This is a genomic window from Herbaspirillum sp. Her4 (assembly GCF_057961335.1).
In genome coordinates, this window is the sequence record NZ_CM176330.1 from 1,339,829 (window position 1) to 1,363,768 (window position 23,940).

The 23,940-nt window shown below is 61.3% G+C and carries 19 protein-coding genes; 13 read left to right on the forward strand and 6 right to left on the reverse strand.

The window, feature by feature from the left end; all coding sequences use genetic code 11:
- Positions 1 to 64 precede the first annotated feature (64 nt).
- From ACWFUC_RS06175 to ACWFUC_RS06225, 11 genes are all read left to right on the forward strand, one after another.
- On the forward strand, positions 65 to 439 hold the full coding sequence (locus ACWFUC_RS06175) for an RNA-binding S4 domain-containing protein (RefSeq protein ID WP_039785255.1): 375 nt from the start codon (positions 65 to 67) through the stop codon (positions 437 to 439).
- Positions 440 to 521: 82 nt separating this feature from the next.
- The gene (locus ACWFUC_RS06180) at positions 522 to 983 is read left to right on the forward strand and encodes a hypothetical protein (RefSeq protein ID WP_413460452.1); all 462 of its coding nucleotides are present in this window, start codon (positions 522 to 524) and stop codon (positions 981 to 983) included.
- A gap of 217 nt (positions 984 to 1,200) precedes the next feature.
- Positions 1,201 to 1,902 (forward strand): TetR/AcrR family transcriptional regulator, encoded by a 702-nt coding sequence (locus tag ACWFUC_RS06185; RefSeq protein WP_489624390.1) that lies wholly within the window; start codon positions 1,201 to 1,203, stop codon positions 1,900 to 1,902.
- A 17-nt stretch (positions 1,903 to 1,919) separates the two neighbouring features.
- A complete protein-coding gene (locus ACWFUC_RS06190; RefSeq protein WP_034329395.1) occupies positions 1,920 to 3,710 on the forward strand; it encodes an acyl-CoA dehydrogenase C-terminal domain-containing protein in 1,791 nt (596 codons plus the stop codon).
- Between the two features lie 222 nt (positions 3,711 to 3,932).
- On the forward strand, positions 3,933 to 6,320 hold the full coding sequence (locus tag ACWFUC_RS06195; protein ID WP_121042396.1) for a 3-hydroxyacyl-CoA dehydrogenase/enoyl-CoA hydratase family protein: 2,388 nt from the start codon (positions 3,933 to 3,935) through the stop codon (positions 6,318 to 6,320).
- A gap of 50 nt (positions 6,321 to 6,370) precedes the next feature.
- Positions 6,371 to 7,567: an acetyl-CoA C-acyltransferase gene (locus ACWFUC_RS06200; protein WP_008334355.1), complete on the forward strand. Its 1,197-nt coding sequence runs from the start codon at positions 6,371 to 6,373 to the stop codon at positions 7,565 to 7,567.
- Between the two features lie 102 nt (positions 7,568 to 7,669).
- Complete coding sequence (locus ACWFUC_RS06205) at positions 7,670 to 8,434, forward strand: enoyl-CoA hydratase (protein ID WP_489624391.1); 765 nt, start codon at positions 7,670 to 7,672, stop codon at positions 8,432 to 8,434.
- Positions 8,435 to 8,726: 292 nt separating this feature from the next.
- The gene (locus tag ACWFUC_RS06210) at positions 8,727 to 11,189 is read left to right on the forward strand and encodes a type VI secretion system Vgr family protein (protein ID WP_489624392.1); all 2,463 of its coding nucleotides are present in this window, start codon (positions 8,727 to 8,729) and stop codon (positions 11,187 to 11,189) included.
- A gap of 17 nt (positions 11,190 to 11,206) precedes the next feature.
- Positions 11,207 to 13,414 (forward strand): hypothetical protein, encoded by a 2,208-nt coding sequence (locus ACWFUC_RS06215; RefSeq protein WP_489624393.1) that lies wholly within the window; start codon positions 11,207 to 11,209, stop codon positions 13,412 to 13,414.
- The gene (locus ACWFUC_RS06220; protein WP_489624394.1) at positions 13,411 to 14,109 is read left to right on the forward strand and encodes a hypothetical protein; all 699 of its coding nucleotides are present in this window, start codon (positions 13,411 to 13,413) and stop codon (positions 14,107 to 14,109) included. The genes ACWFUC_RS06215 and ACWFUC_RS06220 overlap by 4 nt, the downstream gene beginning before the upstream one ends.
- 118 nt (positions 14,110 to 14,227) lie before the next feature.
- A complete protein-coding gene (locus ACWFUC_RS06225) occupies positions 14,228 to 14,929 on the forward strand; it encodes a hypothetical protein (RefSeq protein WP_489624395.1) in 702 nt (233 codons plus the stop codon).
- Positions 14,930 to 14,964: 35 nt separating this feature from the next.
- On the opposite strand, the gene ACWFUC_RS06230 is transcribed toward ACWFUC_RS06225, so the two are convergent.
- From ACWFUC_RS06230 to ACWFUC_RS06245, 4 genes are read right to left on the reverse strand one after another with little or no spacing between them, the layout of a single operon-like run.
- Complete coding sequence (locus ACWFUC_RS06230) at positions 14,965 to 15,468, reverse strand: Lrp/AsnC family transcriptional regulator (protein ID WP_413458623.1); 504 nt, start codon at positions 15,466 to 15,468, stop codon at positions 14,965 to 14,967.
- A 29-nt stretch (positions 15,469 to 15,497) separates the two neighbouring features.
- Positions 15,498 to 16,853: an aspartate aminotransferase family protein gene (locus ACWFUC_RS06235; RefSeq protein WP_489624396.1), complete on the reverse strand. Its 1,356-nt coding sequence runs from the start codon at positions 16,851 to 16,853 to the stop codon at positions 15,498 to 15,500.
- Positions 16,854 to 16,867: 14 nt separating this feature from the next.
- Positions 16,868 to 17,914, reverse strand: coding sequence for a phosphotransferase (locus ACWFUC_RS06240; RefSeq protein WP_489624397.1), 1,047 nt, complete (start codon positions 17,912 to 17,914; stop codon positions 16,868 to 16,870).
- Between the two features lie 36 nt (positions 17,915 to 17,950).
- On the reverse strand, positions 17,951 to 18,616 hold the full coding sequence (locus ACWFUC_RS06245; RefSeq protein ID WP_413458626.1) for a haloacid dehalogenase type II: 666 nt from the start codon (positions 18,614 to 18,616) through the stop codon (positions 17,951 to 17,953).
- A gap of 314 nt (positions 18,617 to 18,930) precedes the next feature.
- Between ACWFUC_RS06245 and ACWFUC_RS06250 the strand changes: the two genes are divergently transcribed.
- Positions 18,931 to 20,205 carry an NAD(P)/FAD-dependent oxidoreductase gene (locus ACWFUC_RS06250; RefSeq protein WP_489624398.1) on the forward strand — a complete coding sequence of 425 codons (1,275 nt, stop codon included), beginning with the start codon at positions 18,931 to 18,933 and terminating at the stop codon, positions 20,203 to 20,205.
- Here the strand turns inward: ACWFUC_RS06250 and ACWFUC_RS06255 are convergent.
- Both ACWFUC_RS06255 and ACWFUC_RS06260 read right to left on the reverse strand, forming a co-directional pair.
- Positions 20,186 to 21,352, reverse strand: coding sequence for a GGDEF domain-containing protein (locus tag ACWFUC_RS06255; RefSeq protein WP_489624399.1), 1,167 nt, complete (start codon positions 21,350 to 21,352; stop codon positions 20,186 to 20,188). The genes ACWFUC_RS06250 and ACWFUC_RS06255 overlap by 20 nt on opposite strands.
- A gap of 106 nt (positions 21,353 to 21,458) precedes the next feature.
- Positions 21,459 to 21,650 carry a hypothetical protein gene (locus ACWFUC_RS06260; protein WP_134221096.1) on the reverse strand — a complete coding sequence of 64 codons (192 nt, stop codon included), beginning with the start codon at positions 21,648 to 21,650 and terminating at the stop codon, positions 21,459 to 21,461.
- 220 nt (positions 21,651 to 21,870) lie between these two features.
- On the opposite strand from ACWFUC_RS06260, the gene ACWFUC_RS06265 reads away from it, so the two are divergent.
- Positions 21,871 to 23,883, forward strand: a complete 2,013-nt coding sequence (locus ACWFUC_RS06265) for a putative bifunctional diguanylate cyclase/phosphodiesterase (RefSeq protein WP_489624400.1) — start codon at positions 21,871 to 21,873, stop codon at positions 23,881 to 23,883.
- Positions 23,884 to 23,940 lie beyond the last annotated feature (57 nt).

Here is a 23,940-nt window from a genome sequence, read left to right on the forward strand (position 1 = left end):
GATTCAAAAAATATCGATAATTAGCCCTACCTACTTAGCGCCAACGACCAATTCTCATCCCTACATGGACACCACCCGCATCGACAAATGGTGCTGGGCCGCACGCTTCTTCAAGACGCGGTCTCAGGCCACCGAAGCCGTGGAGCGCGGCCGCATCAAGCTCAACGGCGAGCGCACCAAGCCCGCCCACAACGTCAGGAACGGCGACCGCCTGGACATCGACAACGGTTCCACCGAATGGGAAGTGCTGGTCACCGGCATCGCCGACAAGCGCGGCTCTGCCGCCATTGCCGCGACCCTCTATCAGGAAACCGAGGAGAGCATCACGCGCCGTGCCGCGCTGGCCGAACGCCATCGCCTCTTCCGCGAACCCTCGGCCGAGATCAAGGGACGTCCCACCAAGCGTGACCGCCGCCTGCTGGACCGCTCCTCATCCTGATCCCGCCGCAGCGCTGGCTCGTTGTAAGATGAAGGCCGTTTCCCCGGCCTGTCTTTTCTCCAACCCAGGTGCAAAGGTGCAGATGTCTCAGGTGGTCTCTTCCGAATCGATGCAGTCCGTCCCCGTGGCCCGGCCCCTGCGCAAGGAGTGCCCGCCCGGTGCCTGCGATTGCCAGCGTGAGGCGCTGCTGGAATGCCTGCACGCGCCCGAAGCGCGCGTACTCTGGCTTACCCGTGAAGAAGAAAAACGCCTGATCGAACGCATCACCCGCATCAGCACCTACGACGAGCTGCTGCATGTGGGCAGCCTCATGCGCAAGAACCTCGGCATCCACCTGCACATCAGCCCCGGGGCCAACGAGGTGCGCACCGTGCGCGGCCTGCAGATCCACCTGGCCGAGCAGCCCGGCCTGTGCCGCAAGACGCGCGACACCATCCCGGCGGCCATCCGCAAGTGCCTGGAAAACAATCCCACCATCGTCTATGCCCTGCTCGATGCCCACGACCTGCTGGGCGCCGCCAGCCCCCCTCCCGAGTCCGCCTGAAGGCTTGCCGCGCAGCAAAAATCCGTACCACAAGACAGCCCGATTTTTTGTTTGACATTTGCGGCGCGATGAATAATAGTACGATCGTTCGAATAAATTCTGCATGAAGATAAATTCATGTCAGGTTATCCAGGGCACAAGACAGCGGACCCCGAGCCGCGCCCGTCGAACCGGTTCCTTCCCGTCGCCGCCTGCGGCGGATATCAAAGAGACAACGATGACTGAGACAAGCAAGGTGACCACCGCGCCCGCCCGGCCCAAGTTCCTGCGCAAGGGCGAGCAGACCCGCGCCGCCATCCTGGATGTGGCGCTGGAGCTGGCCAGCCGTGATGGCCTGGAAGGGCTCACCATCGGCCTCCTAGCCGAGAAGATGAAGATGAGCAAGTCCGGCGTCTTCGCCCATTTCGGCTCGCGCGAGGACCTGCAGATCGAGGTCGTGCGCCTGTACCACAACCGCTTCGAGCAGGACGTGTTCTATCCCTCCATCAAGGAGCCGCGCGGCCTGCCGCGCCTGGAAGGCATGTTCGCGCGCTGGATCAAGCAGGTCACGGTGGAAATCGCCCTGGGCTGCATCTACATCAGCGGCGCGGTCGAGTATGACGACCGCCCGGGCGCCATCCGCGACCACCTGGTTGCCATGGTCCAGGCCTGGCGCGATGCGCTGGAACGCTGCATCAAGCAGGCCATGGAAGTCGGCCACCTGCGCACCGACATCGAGGTCAGCCAGATGGTCTATGAAATGTATGGCCTGATCCTGGCCCTGCATCACGATGCGCGCTTCCTGCACATTCCCGGCAGCGTCGAACGCGCCGAGGCCAGCTTCCGCCGTCTGATCGACAGCTACCGCCCGCAGGGCAGCGACAGCGCCAGTACCAGCGCCCCCAAGAATTCCAAATCGGCTGCCAGGAAGGCAGCGTAACCCGTCCGGAGACATTCATGCCCCAATACAACGCCCCCTTGCGCGACATGCAATTCGTGCTGCACGAGCTGCTCAATGTCGAGGAAGTGTTCAAGGAACTGCCGCCCCACGCCGACACCAACCGCGAACTGGTGGATCAGGTGCTGGAAGAGGGTGGCAAGTTCGCCTCGCAGGTCCTGTTCCCGCTGAATCATTCGGGGGACCGCGAGGGCTGTCATTTCGATCGCGAGAGCAAGGCCGTGACCACGCCCAAGGGTTTCAAGGAAGCCTACAAGCAATACGTGGAAGCCGGCTGGGCGGCATTGTCCTGTGATCCGGACTTCGGCGGCCAGGGTCTGCCGCTGACGATCAACAATTCCTTCTACGAGATGCTGAACTCGTCCAACCAGGCCTGGACCATGTACCCCGGCCTGTCGCACGGTGCCTACGAGTGCCTGCATGCGCACGGTTCGGATGAACAGAAGCAGCTCTACCTGCCCAAGCTGGTCTCGGGCGAATGGACCGGCACCATGTGCCTGACCGAAGCCCATTGCGGCACCGACCTGGGCCTCCTGCGCAGCAAGGCCGAGCCGCAGGCTGATGGCTCCTACAAGATCACCGGCAACAAGATTTTCATCTCCGCCGGTGAGAACGACGTCTCCGCCAATATCGTTCACCTGGTCCTGGCCCGTTTGCCCGATGCGCCGGAAGGTTCGAAGGGGATTTCACTTTTCCTGGTACCCAAGTTCCTGCCCAATGCCGACGGCTCCCTGGGCGCGCGCAACCCGATCTTCTGCGGTGCCATCGAAGAGAAGATGGGCATCCACGGCAACGCTACCTGCCAGATGAACCTGGACGGCGCCACCGGCTGGCTGATCGGCCAGCCGCACAAGGGCCTGCAGGCCATGTTCGTGTTCATGAACGCGGCGCGCCTGGGCGTGGGCATGCAAGGCCTGGGCCTGACCGAAGTGGCCTACCAGAACGCCCTGGTCTACGCCAAGGACCGCCTGCAGATGCGCAGCCTGTCCGGCATCAAGGCCGCCGACAAGCCGGCTGACCCGATCATCGTGCACCCGGACGTGCGCCGCATGCTGCTGACGGCCAAGGCTTTCGCCGAAGGCGGACGCGCCTTCACTTCGTATGTGGCGCTGGAGCTGGACAAGGAACTGACCCACCCGGATGAGCAGGTGCGCAAGGACAGCGCCGACATCGTGGCCCTGCTGACCCCGGTGGTGAAAGCCTTCCTGACCGACAACGCCTGGATGGCCACTTCCGAGTGCCTGCAGGTCTACGGCGGCCACGGCTACATCGCCGAGTGGGGCATGGAGCAATACGTGCGCGATGCCCGCATCAACATGATTTATGAAGGGACCAACACCATCCAGTCGCTGGACCTGCTGGGCCGCAAGATCCTGATGGACAACGGTGCCAAGCTGAAGAAATTCGGCGCGCAGATCCAGGCCTTTGTGGAAGAACACGGTACGGATGAGTCCATGTCCGAGTTCATCACTCCGCTGGCCGACATCGGCGACAAGGTGACCAAGCTGACCATGGAAATCGGCATGAAATCCTTCGCCAACCAGGATGAAGCCGGTGCGGCTGCGGTGCCCTACCTGCGCGTGGTGGGCCACCTGGTGTTCTCCTACCTGTTCGCCCGCATGGCCAAGATCGCGCTGGAGAAGCAGGACAGCGGCGACGCCTTCTACACCGCCAAGCTGGCCACGGCGCGCTTCTACTTCGCGCGCCTGCTGCCGGAAACCGCGATGCTGATCCGCCAGGCCCGTTCGGGTGCGGCCAACCTGATGGCGCTGGACGCAGAACTGTTCTGATCGCAACACCACGCCGCGCGCGGGCTGCACGCCTGCACGCGGCGTTGATCCAACGCAATGCGGCCCGTGACGGCGTCACGCGGGCGTCACTGCGGCAGGGCATGCTGTGAGCCGCCGCACCCGGGATAAAGAGCGTACAGTGAGCGCTCGTCCCAGCGGCGCAGCACCTTGCCAGGCCCGAATTCATGTTTCATGTTTGCAGCACCAGCAAAGGAGATTTGCGTGTCCAATTTCATCGTCAAAAAAGTGGCCGTGCTCGGCGCGGGCGTCATGGGGGCCCAGATTGCCGCCCACTGCATCAATGCCCGCGTGCCGGTCGTGCTGTTCGACCTGCCGGCCAAGGAAGGCCCGAAGAACGGCATCGTGCAACGCGCCATCGAGAACCTCAAGAAACTGAGCCCGGCGCCGCTGGGCAACAAGGATGACGCGGCCCTGATCCAGGTCGCCAACTACGAGGATGACCTGGCCGTGCTGGAAGGCTGCGACCTCATCATCGAAGCCATCGCCGAGCGCATGGACTGGAAGCACGACCTCTACAAGAAGGTCGCCCCGCACATCGGCCCCAAGGCGATCTTCGCCTCCAATACCTCGGGCCTGTCGATCAATGCCCTCTCCGAAGGTTTCGATGCGGGCCTGAAGGCGCGCTTCTGCGGCGTACACTTCTTCAACCCGCCGCGCTACATGCACCTGGTCGAACTGATCCCGACCCAATCGACCGAACCGCACATCCTCGATCAGCTCGAAGCCTTCCTCACCACCACCCTGGGCAAGGGCGTGGTGCGGGCCTTCGACACGCCCAACTTCGTGGCCAACCGCGTGGGCGTGTTCGGCATCCTGGCCACCATCATCGAAGCAGAAAAGTATGGTCTCTCGGTCGATGTGGTCGATGACCTGACCGGTGCCAAGCTGGGCCGTGCCAAGTCCGGTACCTTCCGTACTGCCGACGTGGTGGGCCTGGATACCATGGGCCACGTCATCCGGACCATGCAGGACAACCTGAAGGACGATCCCTTCTTCTCTTCCTATGCCACCCCGCCGCTGCTGGCCAAGCTGGTCGAGCAGGGGGCGCTGGGCCAGAAAAGCGGTGCCGGTTTCTACAAGAAGGTGGGCAAGGACATCCTGCGCATCGATCCGGCCAAGGGCGATTACGTCCCGGGCGGTGCCAAGGCCGATGACATCATCGCCCGCATCCTCAAGGAAAAGGATCCGGTCAAGCGCATGAAGGCGCTGCATGATTCGACCAATCCGCAAGGCCAGTTCCTGTGGGCCATCTTCCGCGATGCCTTCCACTACATCGCCGTGCACCTGGAATCGGTGGCCGACAACGCCCGTGACCTGGACTTCGCCATGCGCTGGGGCTTCGGTTGGAGCGTCGGCCCCTTCGAGACCTGGCAAGCTGCCGGCTGGAAGCAGATCGCGCAATGGGTCAAGGAAGACATCGAAGCCGGCAAGGCACTCTCCACCGCACCGCTGCCCGACTGGGTCTTCGATGGCCGTGATGGCGTGCATTCGGAGAAGGGCTCCTGGTCGCCCTCCAAGAAGGCCGACGTGGCCCGTTCCGAGCTGCCGGTTTATCAGCGCCAGGCCTTCCGTGCCCCGCTGGTGGGCGAAGGTGCAGCCGATGGCAAGAGCGCCGGCACCACCTTCTTCGAAGACGAATCGGTGCGCATCTGGCATCAGAACGACGATGTGCTGATCCTGTCCTTCAAGACCAAGATGCACGTGATCGGCCAGGGCGTGATCGATGGCATGAACAAGGCCGTCACCGAAGCCGAGCAGAACTTCAAGGGCCTGGTGATCTGGCATCCGGATGCGGCCGAAGGCGGCGCCTTCTCGGCCGGTGCCGACCTGCAGTCGATGCTGCCGCTGTTCATGTCCGGTGGCGTCAAGGCCATCGAGCCGGTAGTGCACCAGCTGCAGCAGGCGCACCAGCGCCTGAAGTACGCCAGCGTGCCGGTAATCGCCGCGGTCGCCGGCCTGGCGCTGGGCGGTGGCTGCGAATTGCTGCTGCATACCGCCAAGCGCGTAGTCTCCATCGAGTCCTACATCGGCCTGGTGGAAGTGGGCGTGGGCCTGATCCCGGCCGGTGGCGGCCTGAAGGAAGCCGCCGTGCGCGCTGCCAAGGAAGCCAAGGGCAACGACATCCTGCAGTTCCTGAAGGAATACATGCTGGCTGCGGCCACTGCCAACGTCTCCAAGTCCGCACTGGAAGCGCGCAAGCTGGGCTACCTGCGCGAGGATGACGTGATCGTCTTCAACCCCTATGAATTGCTGCACGTGGCCAAGGTCGAGGCGCGCGCGCTGTTCGATGCCGGTTATCGTCCGCAACTGCCGCCGCAGGTGCCGGTGATCGGCCGCAACGGCCTGGCCACCATCATGGCACAGCTGGTCAACATGCGTGATGGCGGCTTCATCTCGGCCCACGACTTCAAGCTCGGCAAGATGATTGCCGAGACCGTCGCCGGTGGTGAAGTGGAAGAGGGCAGCATCGTCAATGAACAATGGCTGCTCGACATCGAGCGCAAGTTCTTCATGGAACTGCTCAACCACCCCAAGACCCAGGAACGCATCATGGGCATGATGCAAACCGGCAAGCCTGTGCGCAATTAATGAAACCTCTCTCCCCCTGAAGGGGAGGGAGAGTCCAAGGAGATTTGGTAATGAGCAAACAACTGCAAGACGCCTACATCGTCGCCGCCACCCGCACCCCCATCGGCAAGGCGCCGCGTGGCATGTTCAAGAACACCCGCCCGGATGACCTGCTGGTGCGTGCCATCCAGTCCGCCGTGGCGCAGGTGCCGGGCCTGGATCCCAAGCTGATCGAGGACGCCATCGTCGGCTGCTCCTTCCCCGAAGGTGCACAAGGCCTGAACATGGCGCGCAATGCCGTGCTGCTGGCCGGCCTGCCCAACACCATTGGCGGCGTCACCATCAACCGCTACTGCGCCTCCGGCATCACCGCTATCGCCATGGCGGCCGACCGCATCCGCGTCGGCGAAGCCGACGTCATGATCGCCGCCGGTGCGGAATCGATGTCCATGGTGCCGATGATGGGCTTCCATCCTTCCATCAACATCAACGCTTTCAAGGATGAGAACGTCGGCATGGCCTATGGCATGGGCCTGACCGCCGAGAAGGTGGCGCAGCAGTGGAAGGTCTCGCGTGAAGCGCAGGACGAGTTCTCGCTGGCTTCGCACCAGAAGGCCATCGCCGCACAGCAGGCCGGTGAATTCGCCGACGAGATGACCTCGGTCGAGATCGTCGAGCGCTTCCCCAACCTGGCCACCGGCGAAATCGACATCAAGACCCGTACCGTCGCCCTGGACGAAGGTCCGCGCGCCGATTCCAACCTGGCCGCGCTGGCCAAGCTGAAGCCCGTCTTCGCCGCCAAGGGCAGCGTCACGGCCGGCAACAGCTCGCAGACCTCCGATGGCGCAGGTGCGCTGATCATCGTTTCGGAAAAGATCCTGAAGCAATTCAACCTGACCCCGCTGGCGCGCTTCGTCTCCTTCGCCGTGCGCGGCGTGCCGCCGGAGATCATGGGCATCGGTCCGAAGGAAGCGATTCCTGCGGCCCTGAAGGCCGGTGGTCTGACCCAGGACCAGATCGACTGGATCGAACTGAACGAAGCCTTCGCTGCACAAGCCCTGGCCGTCATCGGCGACCTGGGCCTGGACCCGAGCAAAGTCAACCCCATGGGCGGTGCGATTGCCCTGGGTCACCCGCTGGGGGCCACCGGTGCGATCCGTGCCGCCACCACCATCCATGCACTGCGCCGCAAGAACCTGAAGTACGGCATGGTGACCATGTGCGTGGGCACCGGCATGGGCGCTGCGGGCATCTTCGAACGCGTCTGATCCGCGCCCGCAAGGCCTGATGCAAAAGCCGCACTGCGCATGCCGTGCGGCTTTTTTCATGAACCTTATAAATCATTTATAACATTCAAGGAGACTGTGCAGATGGATATCCAGCTCACCAAGGCCGATGGCATCCTGACCATCCACTTCGATCGCGAAGACAAGAAGAACGCCATCACCGCGGCCATGTACCAGCAGCTGGCCGATGCCTTGAAGGAGGCCGAGACTGACAATGCGGTCCGCGCCATCCTCTTCACCGGCAAGCCCAAATCCTTCTCAGCCGGCAATGACCTGGAAGACTTCCTGAAGAATCCGCCCAAGACCCAGGATGCGCCGGTATTCCAGTTCCTGTGGCAGATCAGCCATGCCAGCAAGCCCATCGTGGCGGCCGTCTCGGGCGTGGCCGTGGGCATCGGTACCACGCTGCTGCTGCATTGCGACCTGGTGTATGCAGCCGACAATGCCAAGTTCTCCATGCCCTTCACGCAACTGGGTTTGTGCCCGGAGGCGGCGTCTTCGCTGCTCTTGCCGCACATCGCCGGTTACCAGCGTGCGGCCGAGAAGCTGTTGCTGGGCGAAGCCTTCGGCGCAGACGAAGCCTGCCAGATGGGTGTGGTCAACCGCGTGCTGCCGCTGGAGGAATTGCTGGCCTATGCGCAGCAGCAGGCAGCCAAGCTGGCGGCGTTGCCGGCGGCCTCGATCCGGGTGACCAAGCAGTTGATGAAGAAGAATCGTGTCACTGCGACCGAGCAGCAGATGGTGGCCGAGATCGAGCACTTCTCGCGCATGCTGACCGCGCCCGAGGCCAAGGAAGCGTTCACGGCTTTCTTCGAGAAGCGCAAGCCGGATTTCAGGCAGTTTGGCTGATGCCGGGCTCATCTCCCGTGGTTGGCGCAGCATGAGCATCAATGGAGCGGCGATGGTGTGCTCGACGCATCGCCCCTTCAAGTTGTACTGAAATCCCATTGCAAGCAATGTTTCAAAAGTAATCGGTGGGCTATCAAAAGTTACACGACGAGTTGCTGACTCTGAGCCGGTTGGCCACTTTATTTTGACTCTTATTCTAGGATTTATTCGCTACCGAAACGAACTCGAAGTGAATAACATCTTCCTCCTTTTCACCTCGCTTCAGCGCAGGTAAAAATTTAAAGGAGGAGTGATGAACGAGACCTTGAAATCCCTGGCCCTGCTGATGCAGAGCGCAGAGCAGCAGCGCTTTCTGCGGCTGCGGTTTCCGCATCGGGATGCCCCGGAGGCTAACTTCGCGGTTCATCAAATCGAGGCTGAGGAATGCCTCTCGCGTGACTTTTCTTTCAAAGTACAGTTGGTGTCGGATGAGCCCAGTCTCTCTCTCAAGGAGATGCAGGGCAAGCTGCTCAATGTGGCCATGATCCGCGCAGATGGCGGTGTACGTTACTTCTCCGGTTATGTTTTTGGCTTTCGGCGTATGCATTCCGACGGCGCGCTCACTCTCTATGAAGCGCACCTCGGGCCATGGATGAAATTGCTCAGCTTGCGCAGGGACAGCTATCTCTTTCACGGCAAATCGTTGCGCGAACAAAGCGAGATCATCTTCAAGGACTATTCCTTCTATCCCCGTTGGGAATGGCTGGTCATAGGCGAAGACCTTCCCATGACCGATGCCTGTCAATTCGACGAGACCGATTTCAATTATCTCAGCCGTCGGTGGGAAGCGGCAGGATGGCACTATTTTTATCGGCACGATGAACAGGGTCATACACTCGTCGTCGCCAGCGACTCCACGCGCTGTCTGCCGATTGACGGTGGCCCCGAGGTACGATTCCATGACCAGGGCGGGACGGAAGAAGAAGATGGCATGCACCGGTGGATATCCGTGCGCGAGATCGTGCCGGCCAGCGTAGCGTTGAGTTCCTTCAATTTCAAGGATCCTTGGCCCATCTCGCGCAATGCACCTACGATCAATCAGCAGGGATGCGTGCCCCATGTGGAGTCGCATGAGTTTGTCGGCGCCTATGGATTCCGTGATGGCGATGCAGGGTACGAGATGGCCAAGCTGCGTATGGAAGAAATCGAGGCCGTTGGTAAATTTCATCAGGGTGAAGGCAATTCGCGCTACATGGAGCCAGGCCGCTACTTCCGCCTGGTCGATCACTTCAACCACGGGCCTTACGGCAGGGGCGATGCCAGCGGCAAGGATGATTTCCTGATCCTTTCCATCAGACACAAGGCCGTCAACAATGTACTCCAAAGGGGCCAGCCCGAGCTTTTCCAATACCATCACTGGCTAACTTGTTCACGCCGCAGTGTGCCTTGGCGGCCAGGGCGCCAGTTCAACAGTGAAGACACGCGCATCTGGGCTCCGCAGACTGCAACCGTAGTGGGTCTTTCCAGTTCCGACAGTATCCTGACGGATGAATATGGACGAGTCCGGGTCCAGTTTCATTGGGACCGGATCGGCAGCAACGATCACCGCAGTTCGGCCTGGATCAGGGTCGCCGGACCGTGGGCTGGTGCTGAGTTCGGAAGCGCGGCCATTCCCCGGGTGGGCTCGGAAGTCGTCGTGCACTGGCTATCCGGTGACCCTGATCGACCGATCATTCTCGCTGCCCTGGCAAATCGCCGGAATATGCCACCCTGGACCTTGCCCGAGCAGCGGGCACTGACTGGCTGGCGCAGCCGCGAGCTTGCAACGGGCGCTGGAAATGCGCCGGGCGGACGTGGCAATCATCTGGTTCTCGACGACACGCCTGAACAATTGCAGGTCCAGTTGAAGTCCGATCATCAATGCAGTCAGCTCTCGCTGGGTTACATCGTGCGCATAGAGCGCACGCACGGGCGGGAAGAGGCGCGTGGAGAGGGCTGGGAGCTGGCCACCAATGCGTGGGGAGTGGCGCGTGCTGGCCGCGGCATGCTCATCACCACCGAGGCACGCCACAATGCGGGAGGTTCGGCCAAGGATTTGGGAGAAACGGCACAGCGCCTGGCGCTGGCCCAGCAGGCCCTGGAGCGGCATGCCGGCTTCGCCGAACAATGCGGTGCGCTGTTGCCGGGGGAGCTGTCGGACATGGCTGTTGCGCTCCATAGGCAGAACGATGCCATCTCCGGAAAGGGTTCCGTTGTCGAGAGCGCGGATTTTCCCGAGTTCGCCACGCCGCAACTGGTGCTGGCGAGCCCTGCCGGCATTGCTGTCAGCACGGACGGATCCACTCATCTTTCCAGCACGGAGCATACCGTCGTCAGTACTGGCGGCAATGTGGCCGTCACAGCCGGCAACAGCCTCTTTGCCAGCCTGCGCAATAGCTTCCGATTGTTGGTGCACAGAGCCGGAATGAAACTCATCGCGGCGGCGGGCAATATCGATGTGCAGGCCCTGAGCGATAGCATCCACCTGCTGGCCAAACTCAAGATCACGCAGACAGCCGGGCAAATCACGATCACGGCGAAGGAAGAGATTCTCATCAATGGCGGTGGAAGTTACGCCCGCTTCAGTGGCGATGGCGTCGAGTTCGGGACGAGCAGCAATTTTATCGTCCATGCCGCCAATCATGAATTCACTTCACCCAAATCAATGAATGCGCAACTGATGATTCCCACTCAGGGCGGATTTGACAATGTGGGTGCGTTTCTCTTTTCGGCTTGATCGACGCGAGACGTTTCATGATCATTACCTACCCCATTCATCTACCCTACGTAGCAGGAACGGAACAGCGTGTCGTCCCCGATGCGCTCTATCACCAGAGCGAAATTCTGAGCGGCTCTTATCCCATGGGGAAGAATCGATTCTGGCACGGAGGGGTGCACTTGCATCCGGTGGATCGCAACACACCCATTCGTGCGATTGCCGCTGGCGAGCTGGTGGCCTATCGCTATGACGATACCGATACCGGAGATGAACTCTTTGAGAAGGCCAGCTATTCGCGCAGCTTCATTTTGCTCAGGCATGAAACGGAACTTGGCCAGACCTCACTGGGTACCAGCAAGCTGGTGTTCTATTCGCTCTACATGCATCTGCGGGCCTGGAGCAAGGTCAAGGAAAAATCGGGAGAGCAGGCCATCAATTTCCTGAAGAAGAGGATTCCCGAAAGGCCACGCATGAAGAACAAGTCTCCGCTGATCGACAAGCAAGGTCGGCCGATCATGGAGCCAGCCCATGATGAGACGGTCCTGCCTGCGGCAGATGGCCAGATACAACTGGGGGCTGAGTTTTCGCGTGTGCAGCGCGGCGATGTACTCGGCTATTGCGGCAGCATCCCCGACAACCTGGCCACACCGTCTCAGGGTATTCATTTCGAAATCTTCTTTGAGGATCCTCGTTTTCTTCAAAACCCGATGCAGGCGATCTGGGGCAAATGCTGGCTGACAGCCAGCCTCAGGGTATTGGACGAACTGCTCGTGAAGCATGAGCTGGAAGTGGATCCCGAAAAGCCATTGATCCTGGTGGAGGATAAAGACAAGGACAAAGACAAAGGCGGGTGTCTCAATATTCAGACCGAGGACAAGAAGAACTGGTGGATCGAGAAGGACCAGTTCGTGGAGACAGAAATACCTGCCGATGCCAAGAAAAAGACAGCCGCGAAGAAGATCTACATGCCGACAGGGAAGAGGCTCATCGGTTATGCCAAGAATCCTGTCACGAATGCCCGCACATTGGAAGCCGGCAGTTTGATCGTTCCGTGGAGCGGACCGTGGTTGAATGCCGGCGAATTCCAGGAGCGCCAATATGAAGGCAAACTCTGGATCCAGATCTTCAAGCCGGATCAGAACAAGATCTTCTGGGCGGAAAAAAGTACGGTGAAGTATCTCAGCGATGGCGACTGGAAGGATTTCAGGAAGGTTGAGGAGCATGGTCAATTCAGTGCTGACGGCTTCATGGATGACGAGGGCCTGCAGCGCCTGATTCAGGAGAGTCAGAAAGGGCGCACTGACACGAAGACAGCGCAGTCAGACAAGGATGAACTGGTCCGCCATGTGGTCACCCGCCATCCCACCGAGTGGAGCAACCAGGGCATCGCTCAGCGCTATGAGCGTGTGACCAGGGAGGACTTCGGTGCGCAGAAATTGACGCAAGAGCAGTTTCAGAAGTTGCTCCGGCATATCGAACGCCAGACCTTCTGGGAGAAGGTGCCGGGATTGCCGGATGCGCGCGGGGTGTGGCATGTGCATCCGATCAAGTTCATTGAGCATTTGGCGAAATGCATGTGGTTGTCGAAGGAGGAACTGGCATTGGTTTATCCGTCCACGGGCTCTCTCGCTGCTGCCACGATCAGTCACGGCACCTCAGAGGAACTCCGGGAGAAGTATCGCGCTGAGATCAACAAGTGCTGTTTCAAGTATGGGCTCAACAGTCGGTTGCGGATGGCGCATTTCTTGGCGCAGGGAGCCGTTGAGTCGGTGAGTCTTACCTATATGCTAGAAGTGACGGACGGCCATGGTTATGAACATAGCGAACAACTCGGCAATGTTTCTCCTGGAGATGGGCCGCGATTCAAAGGGAGGGGATTCAAACAATTGACTGGACGCTACAACTATGCCGAGTACTGGGCGTTTCGCGGATGGTTATCCAAGGGATTGGATTTTGATTTTGGCTGGAACATAAAATCTGGCGGCAAAGGTGAAAAAGAGAAACGTCCGCCGCTCATCAAGGATCCAGACCGCATTCTTGAAACGAATTTCAACTGTATTGATACAGCAGCGTGGTACGCCGTGCTGTTCAGGCACAAGACGATCGCAGCCATGGATATGGATGATGTCCGCGCCGTGACCCTTGCGATAAACGGCGGGAATGCAACCTTGGCGTGGGAACAAAAAGCCAATCTTCCCGACAGGAAAAACTTTACACAAAGGATCAAGAGAGTTTTGCAATGAGCCCTTTCTTCCGCCACTTGGTTCTCTTCGGTACCTTAATATTTCATGAAACTGGCCTCAGCAAAGAAAGGGAGGAAATTGACTATTCGCTATCAATATACCGTCAAACTGGTTTTGAAGAGCCGTTTAAAAGCCTATATATTGAAAAGTTGGTTCTGAAAAAGTCTGCCGCGATCGGAAAGACTCAAGTACTTAGGATCAATAGAGCTCTCGAAGAGAGATATGCGTCGGTATATGCCGAGGCGCGCAGCTGTCATGAGCCGGAATTCAGGCATCCATGGAGCTATCGCTTCCTCCATCAGAAGATCTATTCCGCCCATGGAGTGCTGGGCATCGTATTCGATTTCCAAGCGGTCTGCGGTGGCGTCCCTTATTTTGGGAAAAGTGTAAAGAACTTCTCTATCAGAACAGGTAAGGCAATTTCAAGCCATCAGATCGTTAAAAAATATGCGCCGTCGCTGTTTGAGGCTGGTGCAGTCGCAAAGGGCAGTCTTCTTGTCCTTGGCGAGGATGCTGCCGAGATTTTGATTGAGCAGAATGGACACTTGTTGACACCTGACTTGAAAGAATTCTGTAGTTTCCACTTCAAGACTACGGCTTTCCACATCTTGATAAGGAACGAGGGATTGTTTCTCATGCCGTTATTCCAGCGGCCTTATTCGGCATGTCAAAAGGAATATCCAATCAGAAGATGAATGCCTGCGGTCTGTCTACCAGTCAACCTGGACCCGGGGAAGATTGCTCCCTCTATTCATCATTCCCTGACCTATTGTCATCAAGCAGATGGCATTTGATCGGATCAAAGGCGACACCATGAAAAAATTGCTCCTGCTAACGGCCGCACTGGGGGCGGCCATTCTTAGTCCCTGCACTCAAGCACGAGAACTCGAACTCGACGATCAAAAATTCGATATTTCCGTCTACAGGAAAACCGGTCCACGTGACGCAATGAATCGCATCTATACCGAGAAGATAAGAGTGAAACCAGGAGGACGGATATCGAAGGACGCAGCCAGCCAGATTCATGCCGCCATGGAAAAGTTTTATCAATCTCTGTTTGCACAGGGAAAAACCTGTCGTCCCGATCCACAAGGTGGTGCATGGGCTTATGAAGCGGAGTTTGATGAAGCCCTAATGGCGTTCCGGACCATGAGCATCGTCTTCAACGTCACCAGTGCATGCGCCGGAAAGCATGTCTTCGACAAAGTGGGATGGACCTTCGATATCAGCACGGGAAAACAGCTTCCACCCATAGCGCTGATCAATCGATATGTCCCCTCGCTGCGCAAGGCAGGTGTCCGCACGAATGGAAATTTCCTGCAGTTGAACAAGGACGCAGTTGCACTGGTCATGTCCAACCTGAAGCCGGAGATAAAGACGGCCTGCCTGGATTATTTTGAGCGATCCAACTATGGTGTATGGCTTGATGAGGAAGGCGACGTCCTCTTCTCTCCCGTCTTTGACTATCGCTACCTGAACTGCGCAGGCCGCTACTACATGGCTGCTGAGAAATGAAATGCTGCGAGAACGCAGCGATCACCGCACTATCGCTACTTCCAGCTGCTCTTCCCCGAAGCAATCACCTCCACCGGCTCCACCCGCCGCTCATAGGGATGCCGCAACACAATGCGGCTGGCGAATTTCTCGATGCCGATCTCGTCCTCCAGCAGGCGTTCCATCAACTCCTGGAACAGCGCCACGGTGGGCGAGACGATCTTGAGCAAATAGTCATACCCCCCGCTGACGTTGTAGCACTCCACGATTTCCGCATACTTGGCCGCGCCCTGTTCGAACTTGCGGAAGTCCGCCGGGCGATGACTGCCCAGCGTAATCTCGGAGAACACCACGACATGACTGCCCAATTTGTCCAGCGCGACCTGGGCGGCATAGCCGGCGATGACGCCGGCTTCTTCCATGCGCTTGGTCCGGGTCAGGCAGGGGCTGGGACTGAGATTGACGGCCTCGGCCAGCTCCACGTTCGAACAGCGGCCCTCGCGCTGCAAGTGCTCGAGGATCTTGATATCGGTGCGGTCGATGGGGTCGGGGGTGCGCATGGAACGATCATAGCGCCGCATCATCGGCCTCAGCCGCGCACCGCAGCGGCCTGGGCTTCGGTCAGCGATTGGTCCAGCGCATCGATCACCATGCCCGCCTGATCGGCCGAAAGCACCAGCGGCGGCCGGATCTTGAGCACGTTGTGGCCCATCGCGCAGGCACTGAGCAGCACGCCCTTCTGGCGCATCCGGTTGACCACCTCGCTGGTGAGCGCCCGGTCTGGCGTACGCTGTTCCCTGTCCGAGACCAGTTCCACGCCCACGAACATGCCCGCACCGCGCACGTCGCCGATGGCTTCATGGCGTTCGGCCAGCGCATGGATGCCGTCAAGCAGCACGCCACCGACCTCCCGTGCATGGGGAATCAGGCCTTCGCGTTCTATCGTCTTCAGCACCGCCAGCGCAGCGGCACACGAGACCGTGTTGCCGGCAAAGGTATTGAAGTAGCGCGAACGCTGCCCGAATTCCTGCAGCACATCGGCGGTCGCCAGGATGCCGGCAACCGGCTGGCCATTGCCCATCGGCTTGCCCATGGTCACGATGTCGGGCGCTACGCCATGGCGCTGGAAGCCCCACATGTGTTGGCCCGTGCGGCCGAAGCCCGGTTGCACTTCATCGGCGATGAACAAGCCACCGGCTGCCTTGATGGCCTGCACCGCGCCCTGCAGGAAGCCCGCAGGTCCGGGGAGGATGCCGTCGCTGGTGAACAGTGAATCCACGATCAGGGCAGCAGGCCGGATACCGTGCCGTTGCAGGTCGGCGATGGCGGCTTCTACGTCGCGGGTGAATTTTTCTCCCAGGTCCTGCCCCGGCGCGTGATAGGCGCGCGGGGCCGGCACCAGGCGCACATGCGGCCCCAGGTTGACGCTGCTGCCCAGCGAGGGCGAAAACTGCGAGACCGCATCGGTGATGCCGTGATAAGCCGTGTCGGTGACGATCACGCCGGTGCCGCCGGTGCGGACCTTGGCGATGCGATAGGCCAGGTCATTGGCTTCGCTGCCGGTGCAGGTGAGCATCAGGTGCGCCAGCGCTGTTTCCGGCACCGTCGCCAGCAGGCGTTCAGCCAGCTCCAGGATGGTGTCGTGCAGGTAGCGCGTGTTGGTGGCCAGCGTCTGCACCTGTTCGCAGATCGCTGCGGTGACGGCCGGATGGCAGTGCCCCAGCGATGTGACGTTGTTGTACACATCCAGATAACGCCGCCCCTGCGGATCGATCAGCCAGACGCCCTCGCCACGCACGATGTGCAAAGGATGTTCATACATCAGCCGGTACGCCGGCCCCAGCAGGGCATTGCGGCGCTCGATCAGGGCCCCGGTGACGGGCCCGACGTCGGCACGGCCGGGGATGTAGGCGTTGACCATGGTGAGGTCGGTAGGGGTGCTCATGCAATGCTCCTGTGTCAGATGTCGGAAAGCAGGCGGTCACGCGCGTCCTGCCGTGGCAGGTCGGCCAGCTGGCCGAGCGCCTCCCAGGCCGCCGGGTTGTGCCGCATGATGTAGGCGCGGTTGTGGGGATAGCGCACCGCGCGCCATTCGGAAATGAGCGCCGTGACCAGATGGCGCGTGACCATGAGGTCGGCGACGATCTCCTGTTCCGGCGCGGTCAGCGGCAGCTCGGCGTGATAGGCCGCGACGAACTGCGCTGGTCCGGCAAACGGATCCTCGCTGCCGGTCATGTGGAACGCGGCCGCCGTGGCGACTTCACCCACCAGTGGCGCATGCAGCATGTCGCCGAAATCGATGATGCCGGTGATGCGCTCCAGCTCCTGCGGTGCCACCAGCACGTTGTAGAGGTGATAGTCGTTGTGGATCACCTGCGCACGCACGTCGCCCAGGCGCGGCAGCACATCTCGTTCGAAGCGCGCCATGAAGTGCCGTGCCAGCTGCTGCTTGGCCGGATCCTGCAGGCTTTCCATCTTGTCGCGCAAGCGGTGCGCTGTGGAGACATTCCACAGCAGGTCATGATGCGCCCCGGTATGGCTGAATCCTTGCAGGGCCAGGTCCAGCCTGGCCAGGCCACTGCCCATGGCGCGCCGCTGGCCGTCGCTGCGTTCGGTGTGCTTGATCTGTACGCCGTCGAGGTAAGTCAGCAGGCGCACCATGCTCACGCTGCCATCCGGCAGTGTCACCTGTTCGATGCTTTGCCCGCTCAAGGAGCGCAGTACGCGCTGAATCGGAAGATCCGGTGCCGCCCGCGCGATGTGATCCAGCGCGGCGATCTGGAAATCCACCACCGCCGCCTGTTCGGAAGGATTGCTGATCTTCAGTACGTAGCGCGTGCCATCGGCGCTCTCGATGCAGGCGTTCTGGTCGCGCTCACCGCCCAGCGCGCTGGACTTGCCTGCGATGCCATAGCGGGCGGCGGCCAGTTGTTCCAGCGCGGCCGGCGCAAGATCAGGTGCCGCCGTATTCAGAGCGGCGGGTTCTTGCAATGTGGTCTCAAGCATGATGCGTCCCGTCTCTCGTAGGCGCGACGGCAGCCATCAAAGGCCGACCAGTGTGGCCAGCTGGCGGAAGTCCGTCAGCCGGCTCACGCCATAGCCATCGCAGTACGGCTCGTGATTGCGGTCGATGTAAGCCTTGCCCATGAAGCCGAGATCCTTGGCCGTCATCAGGTCATAGCGGAAGCTCGACGAGCAATGCACCATCTCTTCCGGGCCGCAGCCCAGCTGGTCGAACATGTATTCAAAGGCCTGTCCGCGCGGCTTGTAGGCTTGCGCTTGCTCGGCGGTGTAGACCGCATGGAAGGGTGCTTTGAGGTGCGCCACGCTGTGCGGAATCAGGTCGATCATGGAGTTCGACAGGATCACCAGCGGGATGTGGGGCGCGATCTTCTCCAGCGTCTCCACCACATGCGGATGCGGCTGCCAGGTCGGCACGGCCGCATAGAGCGCCTGCGCATCGCTGGCGCGGTACTCCACGCCGTGGGCGTGACAGGCGCGTTGGATCGCGCATTCCACCACGTCGAAGAAGGGCTTCCAGGCGCCCAGCACTTCGTCCAGACGATAGAAACGGAAGCTGTCCAGGAAGGCCGGCATGCGCTTCTCGTCGACGCGGTCGGCAAAGAGCCTGCGGGCGGTCGGGCCCATTTCAAAATTGATCAGGGTGCCATAGCAGTCAAAACTGATGTACTTCGGCTTGAAAGTCATTTGCTCAAACTCCTTCGTTGGGGATGGAAGAAGTATGGCCGCCGGCCTCCAACTAATAATTCTTATTGCGCCGGGATCGGAGCAGCTTCTACTTTTAAACGCCGGCTTTCCGGCATTTTTCGTTACGCTGCGCCGCTCATCCTGCTGGCAGCCGGCAAGGGCGGGCGCTGCACGAGCATTAACCTGCGTTTAATGCTGCGTTCAATGAGCATTAATCACCGTACCGGGAGCGCGCACCATAATCAATCCACACCCTGTTGCGGCCTCGTCCCCTGCGTTCATGATCCGGCTGCCGACTGTCGATGGAGCTCCTGATGCAATTGAAGTCGTACTGGCTGGACACCTCATCCCCCTTCGCCAGCACCCACACCGCCTTGCCCGAGGGCGGTTGCGACGTCCTGGTCGTCGGCGGCGGCATCACCGGTTCAGCGGCGGCCCTGGCGCTGGCGCGCAAGGGGGCCAGGGTGGTGGTGTGCGAAGCGGATGTCGTCGGCGGTGCCGCCTCCGGCCGCAACGGCGGCATGTGCAACAACGGCTTCGCGCAGGACTACGCTGCCCTGTCACAACGCCTGGGAACGGAGTGGGCCAACCGGCTCTATCGCGCCTTCGATGCCGGCGTCGATACGGTGGAACGGCTGGTGCGCGAGGAATCCATCGACTGCAGTTTTGTACGCTACGGCAAGCTCAAGCTGGCGGCCAAGCCCGAGCACGTCGACAAGCTGGCGCGCAGCCAGGCCCTGCTGGCCGCCAACGTGGATGCTGACACGCGCCTGATCACCCGCGCCGAGCTGCGTGACGAACTGGGCAGCGACCGTTACTACGGTGGACTGCTGATGGAAAAGAGCGCCGGCATGCATGTCGGCCGCTATGTGCGCGGCCTGGCCCACGCGGCCCAGCGACGCGGTGCGATCTACCTCGAACACACTCCCGTGCTGGGCCTGAAGGCGCAAGGAGGCGGCTATCAGGTGCAGACGCCTGCCGGCAGCCTGCGCGCCAGCCAGGTGCTGCTGAGCAGCGGCATTTCCCAGGTCGGTCCCTTTGGCTGGATACGCCGCCGCATCGTGCCGGTCGGCGCTTTCCTGATCGTCACCGAACCCTTGCCGGCGGAGCTGCTGGCACAGTTGCTGCCGACGCGGCGCATGTACACCGACACCAAGAATTTTGTAAATTATTTCCGCTCTACGTCGGACAATCGCCTGCTCTTCGGCGGACGCGCGCGTTTCGCGGTGTCCAATCCGCAGTCCGATGCCCGGAGCGGCGAGATCCTGCGCAGCCAGATGCTGGAGGTCTTCCCGCAACTGGCCAAGGTCCGCATCGACTATTGCTGGGGCGGCATGGTCGACATGACGGTGGACCGCCTGCCGCGTGCCGGACAGCGCGATGGCGTGTTCTATTCCATGGGTTACAGCGGCCACGGCACCCACATGGCCAGCCTCATGGGGACGCTGATGGCCGAGGTCATGGACGGCAGGACCGATCTCAATCCATGGAAAGATTTCGACTGGCCGGCCATTCCCGGTCATCTGGGCAAGCCCTGGTTCCTGCCCCTGGTCGGGGCCTGGTACCGGCTCAAGGATTGGCTGCAGTGAGGTGTGCCGGGCTCACGACGAGCCGGTCGCGTCCGGCGCGCTTGGCGTCATACAGGGCCGCATCGGCCAGCGCCATCAGGCTTTCCAGCGCCAGTGCCGGCTTGGTGTAGAGACTGACGCCCACGCTCAGGCTCACCGCCTCGGGAGTGGCCACGCCCTTGCGCGCCACGTGGGAGAAGGCCATCCGCAACTGTTCGCCGAGATGGGCGACCTGTTCTTCACGCACATCCTGCAACAGGATCACGAACTCATCCCCGCCCAGCCGCGCGGCCAGCGCATCGGCGGGCAAGACTTCACGCAGCAGCGTGCTCAGGGCTTCCAGCAACTTGTCGCCGGCGGCATGGCCGTGCAGATCGTTGACCTGCTTGAAGTTGTCGATGTCGATCAGCAGCAGCGCGCCCGGATGGGCCTCGCTGGCCCGTGCCAGCAGCGCCGGTGCGCGCGCCTGCAGGGCGCGCCGGTTCAGCAGTCCGGTCAGGGGATCACGTGCGGCCAACTGCCCGATGCGTTCTTCGCGGCGATGGCGCTCGGTGCCGGTCATCGACAAGGCGATCAGCATCACCGCCATCGATCCCTCCACCAGCGACACCTGGATCAGCACGCCACCAAAGGCCGCCAGATCCACGAACGCCCCCAGCGCCAGCGCCGAGACCGCCTTGGCCACATAGAACAGTCCATGGATCAGCAGTACGAAGCGCAGCTGCACCGCGCCCACGCTCAACGACGCACCATGCGGACGCAGCAGGGCGCTGGCCTGCAAGGTGAGGGCGGCGATCATCAGCGATTGCAGTCCCAGCATCACGCGCGACCACCAGGCGTGCACGGGCAGCAACAGCATCAGCAGCCACAGCAAGGCAATCAGCCACCAGGCGCGCGAGATGCGGGTGCGCGTGAACCAGGCCACGCCCGCCAGGAAGCAGGCATGCGCCGCGATCAGCAAGCCGTTGGCGAACCAGATGCCGACCAGCAGATAGCCGCGCGAGCGCAGCAGCGCAAGGAAGGAGCCGACCGTGATGATGGCGAAGCCGCTGCTCCACAGCAGCAGCGAACGTTCCCGGACGCTGGTCCATTCGATGGCCAGGTAGAGCGAAGCGGCTGCCGCCAGCGCGATGGTGAGGATGAGAAGAGTGGAGGGATCGAGAGCCATGACAGGAGCAGCGCCAGTTTGCCGCGCAATAAATACGGCTCCATTTTAGCCTTCCGGCACGATGCCTCCGGAAATCCCTCCGCAGGAGGTGTTGCTGCGGGAGAACTCAGTCTGCCGCCGCTGGCCCGGCAGGTGCCGTTGATGCTTCTCCAGCGTCTGCCGCCGTCGTGCTGTCGGCAGCTTGTTGCGGCGAGAGATGCGGCAGTTTCCTGTTGATCAGGGGCAAGTTCTGACGTTCGCTGCCATCGGGCATGACGGCCTGTTCGGCCGATAACCAGTTGCCGTTGTCTTGGGACATGAGGGTTCTCCAGGTCATGAAAGGGGTTCAGCAAGCCCGGAGCTTGTCTCTTCCACGCCAACAACTCGTTGATAAATCTCAATGGGGCTCATGTTTTTATGGGAATTCTTCTTATTCATTGGATAATACCCGCCATCGGTAGCGCTACCTTGGGCAGGTGGCCGCCGCTTCTGCCTCGCCGCTCGGCGGGCAGCGCAACTGGGCACCACGGGATGGGGATGTGAACGAACTCAAGACAGAAACCGGTGCCGGCGACCACGCGTCCCGGCTTGCATTGCGACAACTGATTCGCGCGGACCAGCTCACGGCGGCCCGCCATACCGTCATGCTGTCGATCCCGGTGGCCTTCGTGCTGAGCGGCATCTCCACTTTCGTGGCCTGGCATTCCGGCAAATTCTGGGTGGCCCTGATCTGGCTGGCCTGCGCCACGCTGGTCAACCTGGTGCGGATCCCGCTGTGCCGCCTCTCACCGCAACGCGTGGCGCAACTGGTGCCGTGGATGGCCCCGCGCGGTCAGGTGCGCGACGCCAGCGACGTGGTGGAACTGAACCTGCGCCTGCACTGGATCCTCGCCCTGATCTCGGGCTTCGCCTGGGCCGGCATGCCCTGGCTGAGCGAAGGCTATACCACACCCGAGACCCTGTTCTATCTGACCTGCGTGTGCGGCATCACGGCCGGTGCGGTCACCCACGGCTTCGCGTTTGCTCGCATCCCGATCAGCTTCATCACGCCGCCGCTGCTGTCGGTGATCTTCTGCCTGTTTGCCTTCAATCGCACGCCGACCCGCCTGGCGCTGGCAGCGACGGCCGTGATCTACCTGGCCGGCCTGATTCGCGGTGCCCGCGTGGGCGAGCGCATGTTCGCGCGCGCCTGCGCCCTGAAGAACGAAGCCACTGCCGCCAGCCAGGCCCTGGCCGTGGCCCACGAAGACCTGCGCCAGTTCGCCGCGCGCATGCAATACCAGGCCGAGCACGATCTGCTGACCGGCCTGCTGGACCGTGCCGGTTTCATGCAGGTGGCCGCGCAGGTCCTGGTGCAGCAGCGGGAACGCCAATGCCTGATGTTCCTTGACCTGGATGGCTTCAAGGTCATCAACGATGCCTACGGGCACGAAGCGGGCGATCAGGTGCTCATCGAAGTGGCACGCCGCCTGCAGGCGGCCTTGCCCGAGGGCGCTACGCTGGCGCGCCTGGGCGGCGATGAATTCGTGATCCTCTATCCGCTCACCGCCCACGCGGAGCCGCCGGAGCACGTGGCGCAGCGCCTGATCGCAGCGATGCGCCAGCCCTTCGCGCGCCTGGCCCATCGTCACATCGGCCTGAGCCTGGGCATCTACCTGTCGCGTGGCGACGATATCAACGAGATGCTGGTCTGCTCGGATGCCGCCATGTACGAGGCCAAGCGCCGTGGCCGCAATCAGTACCAGGTCTTCAATACGGCGCTGGATGCGCATCTGCAGATGAAGCGCGATGTCGAACGTGATCTGGCGCAGGCGCTGGCCGATGGCGAACTGCAGGTGTGGTTCCAGCCCATCGTCTGCGAGGACGGGCGCGCGCTTGATGGCTTCGAAGCGCTGGTGCGCTGGACGCATCGCCGCCATGGTCCGATTGCGCCGCCCGATCTGATCGAGATTGCAGCGCTGGCAGGACTGTCGGAAGAGCTGCTGCGTTTCATCATGGGCGAGGTGGCGCACATGATCCAGTTCATGCGGGACAACGGCCGCAGCGACCTGCGCGTGTCGATGAACATCTCGCCGCGCGAAATGGAGCGCATCATCATCGAGGATCTGGTGGTGGGCACCCTCAAGCGCCAGAACCTGCCGGCGCAGATGCTGGAGATCGAGATCACCGAAGAGACCGCGCTCGACCTGCAGGCCGCCACCCAGACGCTGACCGCGCTGGCGCTGCAGGGCGTGAGCATCGCCATCGACGATTTCGGCGTGGGCTATTCCTCGCTGGGCTTCCTGCGCCAGCTGCACGTCTCGCGCGTGAAGATCGACCGCAGCTTCGTCACCGGCCTGGCCGACCAGACCGAGAACCAGGCGCTGGTGTCGGCGGTGCTGCAACTGGCGGCCTCCTTCGGCTTCCAGGTGGTGGCCGAGGGTGTTGAAAGCGAGGAAGACCTGCAGGTCCTGCAATCCATGCATTGTCACGCCATGCAGGGGCATTATTTTGCCGAACCGATGCCCGCCGAACGCGCGCGCCAGCACGTGCTGGCACTGACTCCGGCCTGACCGTCCGCAGTCCCGCCCGCGACGGCGGATGCACCCGGACAAAGTTGAAGCAGATCA

What these genes read in the sequence shown, in the direction of transcription:
- ACWFUC_RS06175 (WP_039785255.1), top strand. Translation starts at nt 65, where the DNA reads ATGGACACCACCCGCATCGACAAATGGTGCTGGGCCGCACGCTTCTTC.
- ACWFUC_RS06180 (WP_413460452.1), top strand. Translation starts at nt 522, where the DNA reads ATGTCTCAGGTGGTCTCTTCCGAATCGATGCAGTCCGTCCCCGTGGCC.
- ACWFUC_RS06185 (WP_489624390.1), top strand. Translation starts at nt 1,201, where the DNA reads ATGACTGAGACAAGCAAGGTGACCACCGCGCCCGCCCGGCCCAAGTTC.
- ACWFUC_RS06190 (WP_034329395.1), top strand. Translation starts at nt 1,920, where the DNA reads ATGCCCCAATACAACGCCCCCTTGCGCGACATGCAATTCGTGCTGCAC.
- ACWFUC_RS06200 (WP_008334355.1), top strand. Translation starts at nt 6,371, where the DNA reads ATGAGCAAACAACTGCAAGACGCCTACATCGTCGCCGCCACCCGCACC.
- ACWFUC_RS06205 (WP_489624391.1), top strand. Translation starts at nt 7,670, where the DNA reads ATGGATATCCAGCTCACCAAGGCCGATGGCATCCTGACCATCCACTTC.
- ACWFUC_RS06210 (WP_489624392.1), top strand. Translation starts at nt 8,727, where the DNA reads ATGAACGAGACCTTGAAATCCCTGGCCCTGCTGATGCAGAGCGCAGAG.
- ACWFUC_RS06215 (WP_489624393.1), top strand. Translation starts at nt 11,207, where the DNA reads ATGATCATTACCTACCCCATTCATCTACCCTACGTAGCAGGAACGGAA.
- ACWFUC_RS06220 (WP_489624394.1), top strand. Translation starts at nt 13,411, where the DNA reads ATGAGCCCTTTCTTCCGCCACTTGGTTCTCTTCGGTACCTTAATATTT.
- ACWFUC_RS06225 (WP_489624395.1), top strand. Translation starts at nt 14,228, where the DNA reads ATGAAAAAATTGCTCCTGCTAACGGCCGCACTGGGGGCGGCCATTCTT.
- ACWFUC_RS06230 (WP_413458623.1), bottom strand. Translation starts at nt 15,468, where the DNA reads ATGCGCACCCCCGACCCCATCGACCGCACCGATATCAAGATCCTCGAG.
- ACWFUC_RS06235 (WP_489624396.1), bottom strand. Translation starts at nt 16,853, where the DNA reads ATGAGCACCCCTACCGACCTCACCATGGTCAACGCCTACATCCCCGGC.
- ACWFUC_RS06240 (WP_489624397.1), bottom strand. Translation starts at nt 17,914, where the DNA reads ATGCTTGAGACCACATTGCAAGAACCCGCCGCTCTGAATACGGCGGCA.
- ACWFUC_RS06245 (WP_413458626.1), bottom strand. Translation starts at nt 18,616, where the DNA reads ATGACTTTCAAGCCGAAGTACATCAGTTTTGACTGCTATGGCACCCTG.
- ACWFUC_RS06250 (WP_489624398.1), top strand. Translation starts at nt 18,931, where the DNA reads ATGCAATTGAAGTCGTACTGGCTGGACACCTCATCCCCCTTCGCCAGC.
- ACWFUC_RS06255 (WP_489624399.1), bottom strand. Translation starts at nt 21,352, where the DNA reads ATGGCTCTCGATCCCTCCACTCTTCTCATCCTCACCATCGCGCTGGCG.
- ACWFUC_RS06260 (WP_134221096.1), bottom strand. Translation starts at nt 21,650, where the DNA reads ATGTCCCAAGACAACGGCAACTGGTTATCGGCCGAACAGGCCGTCATG.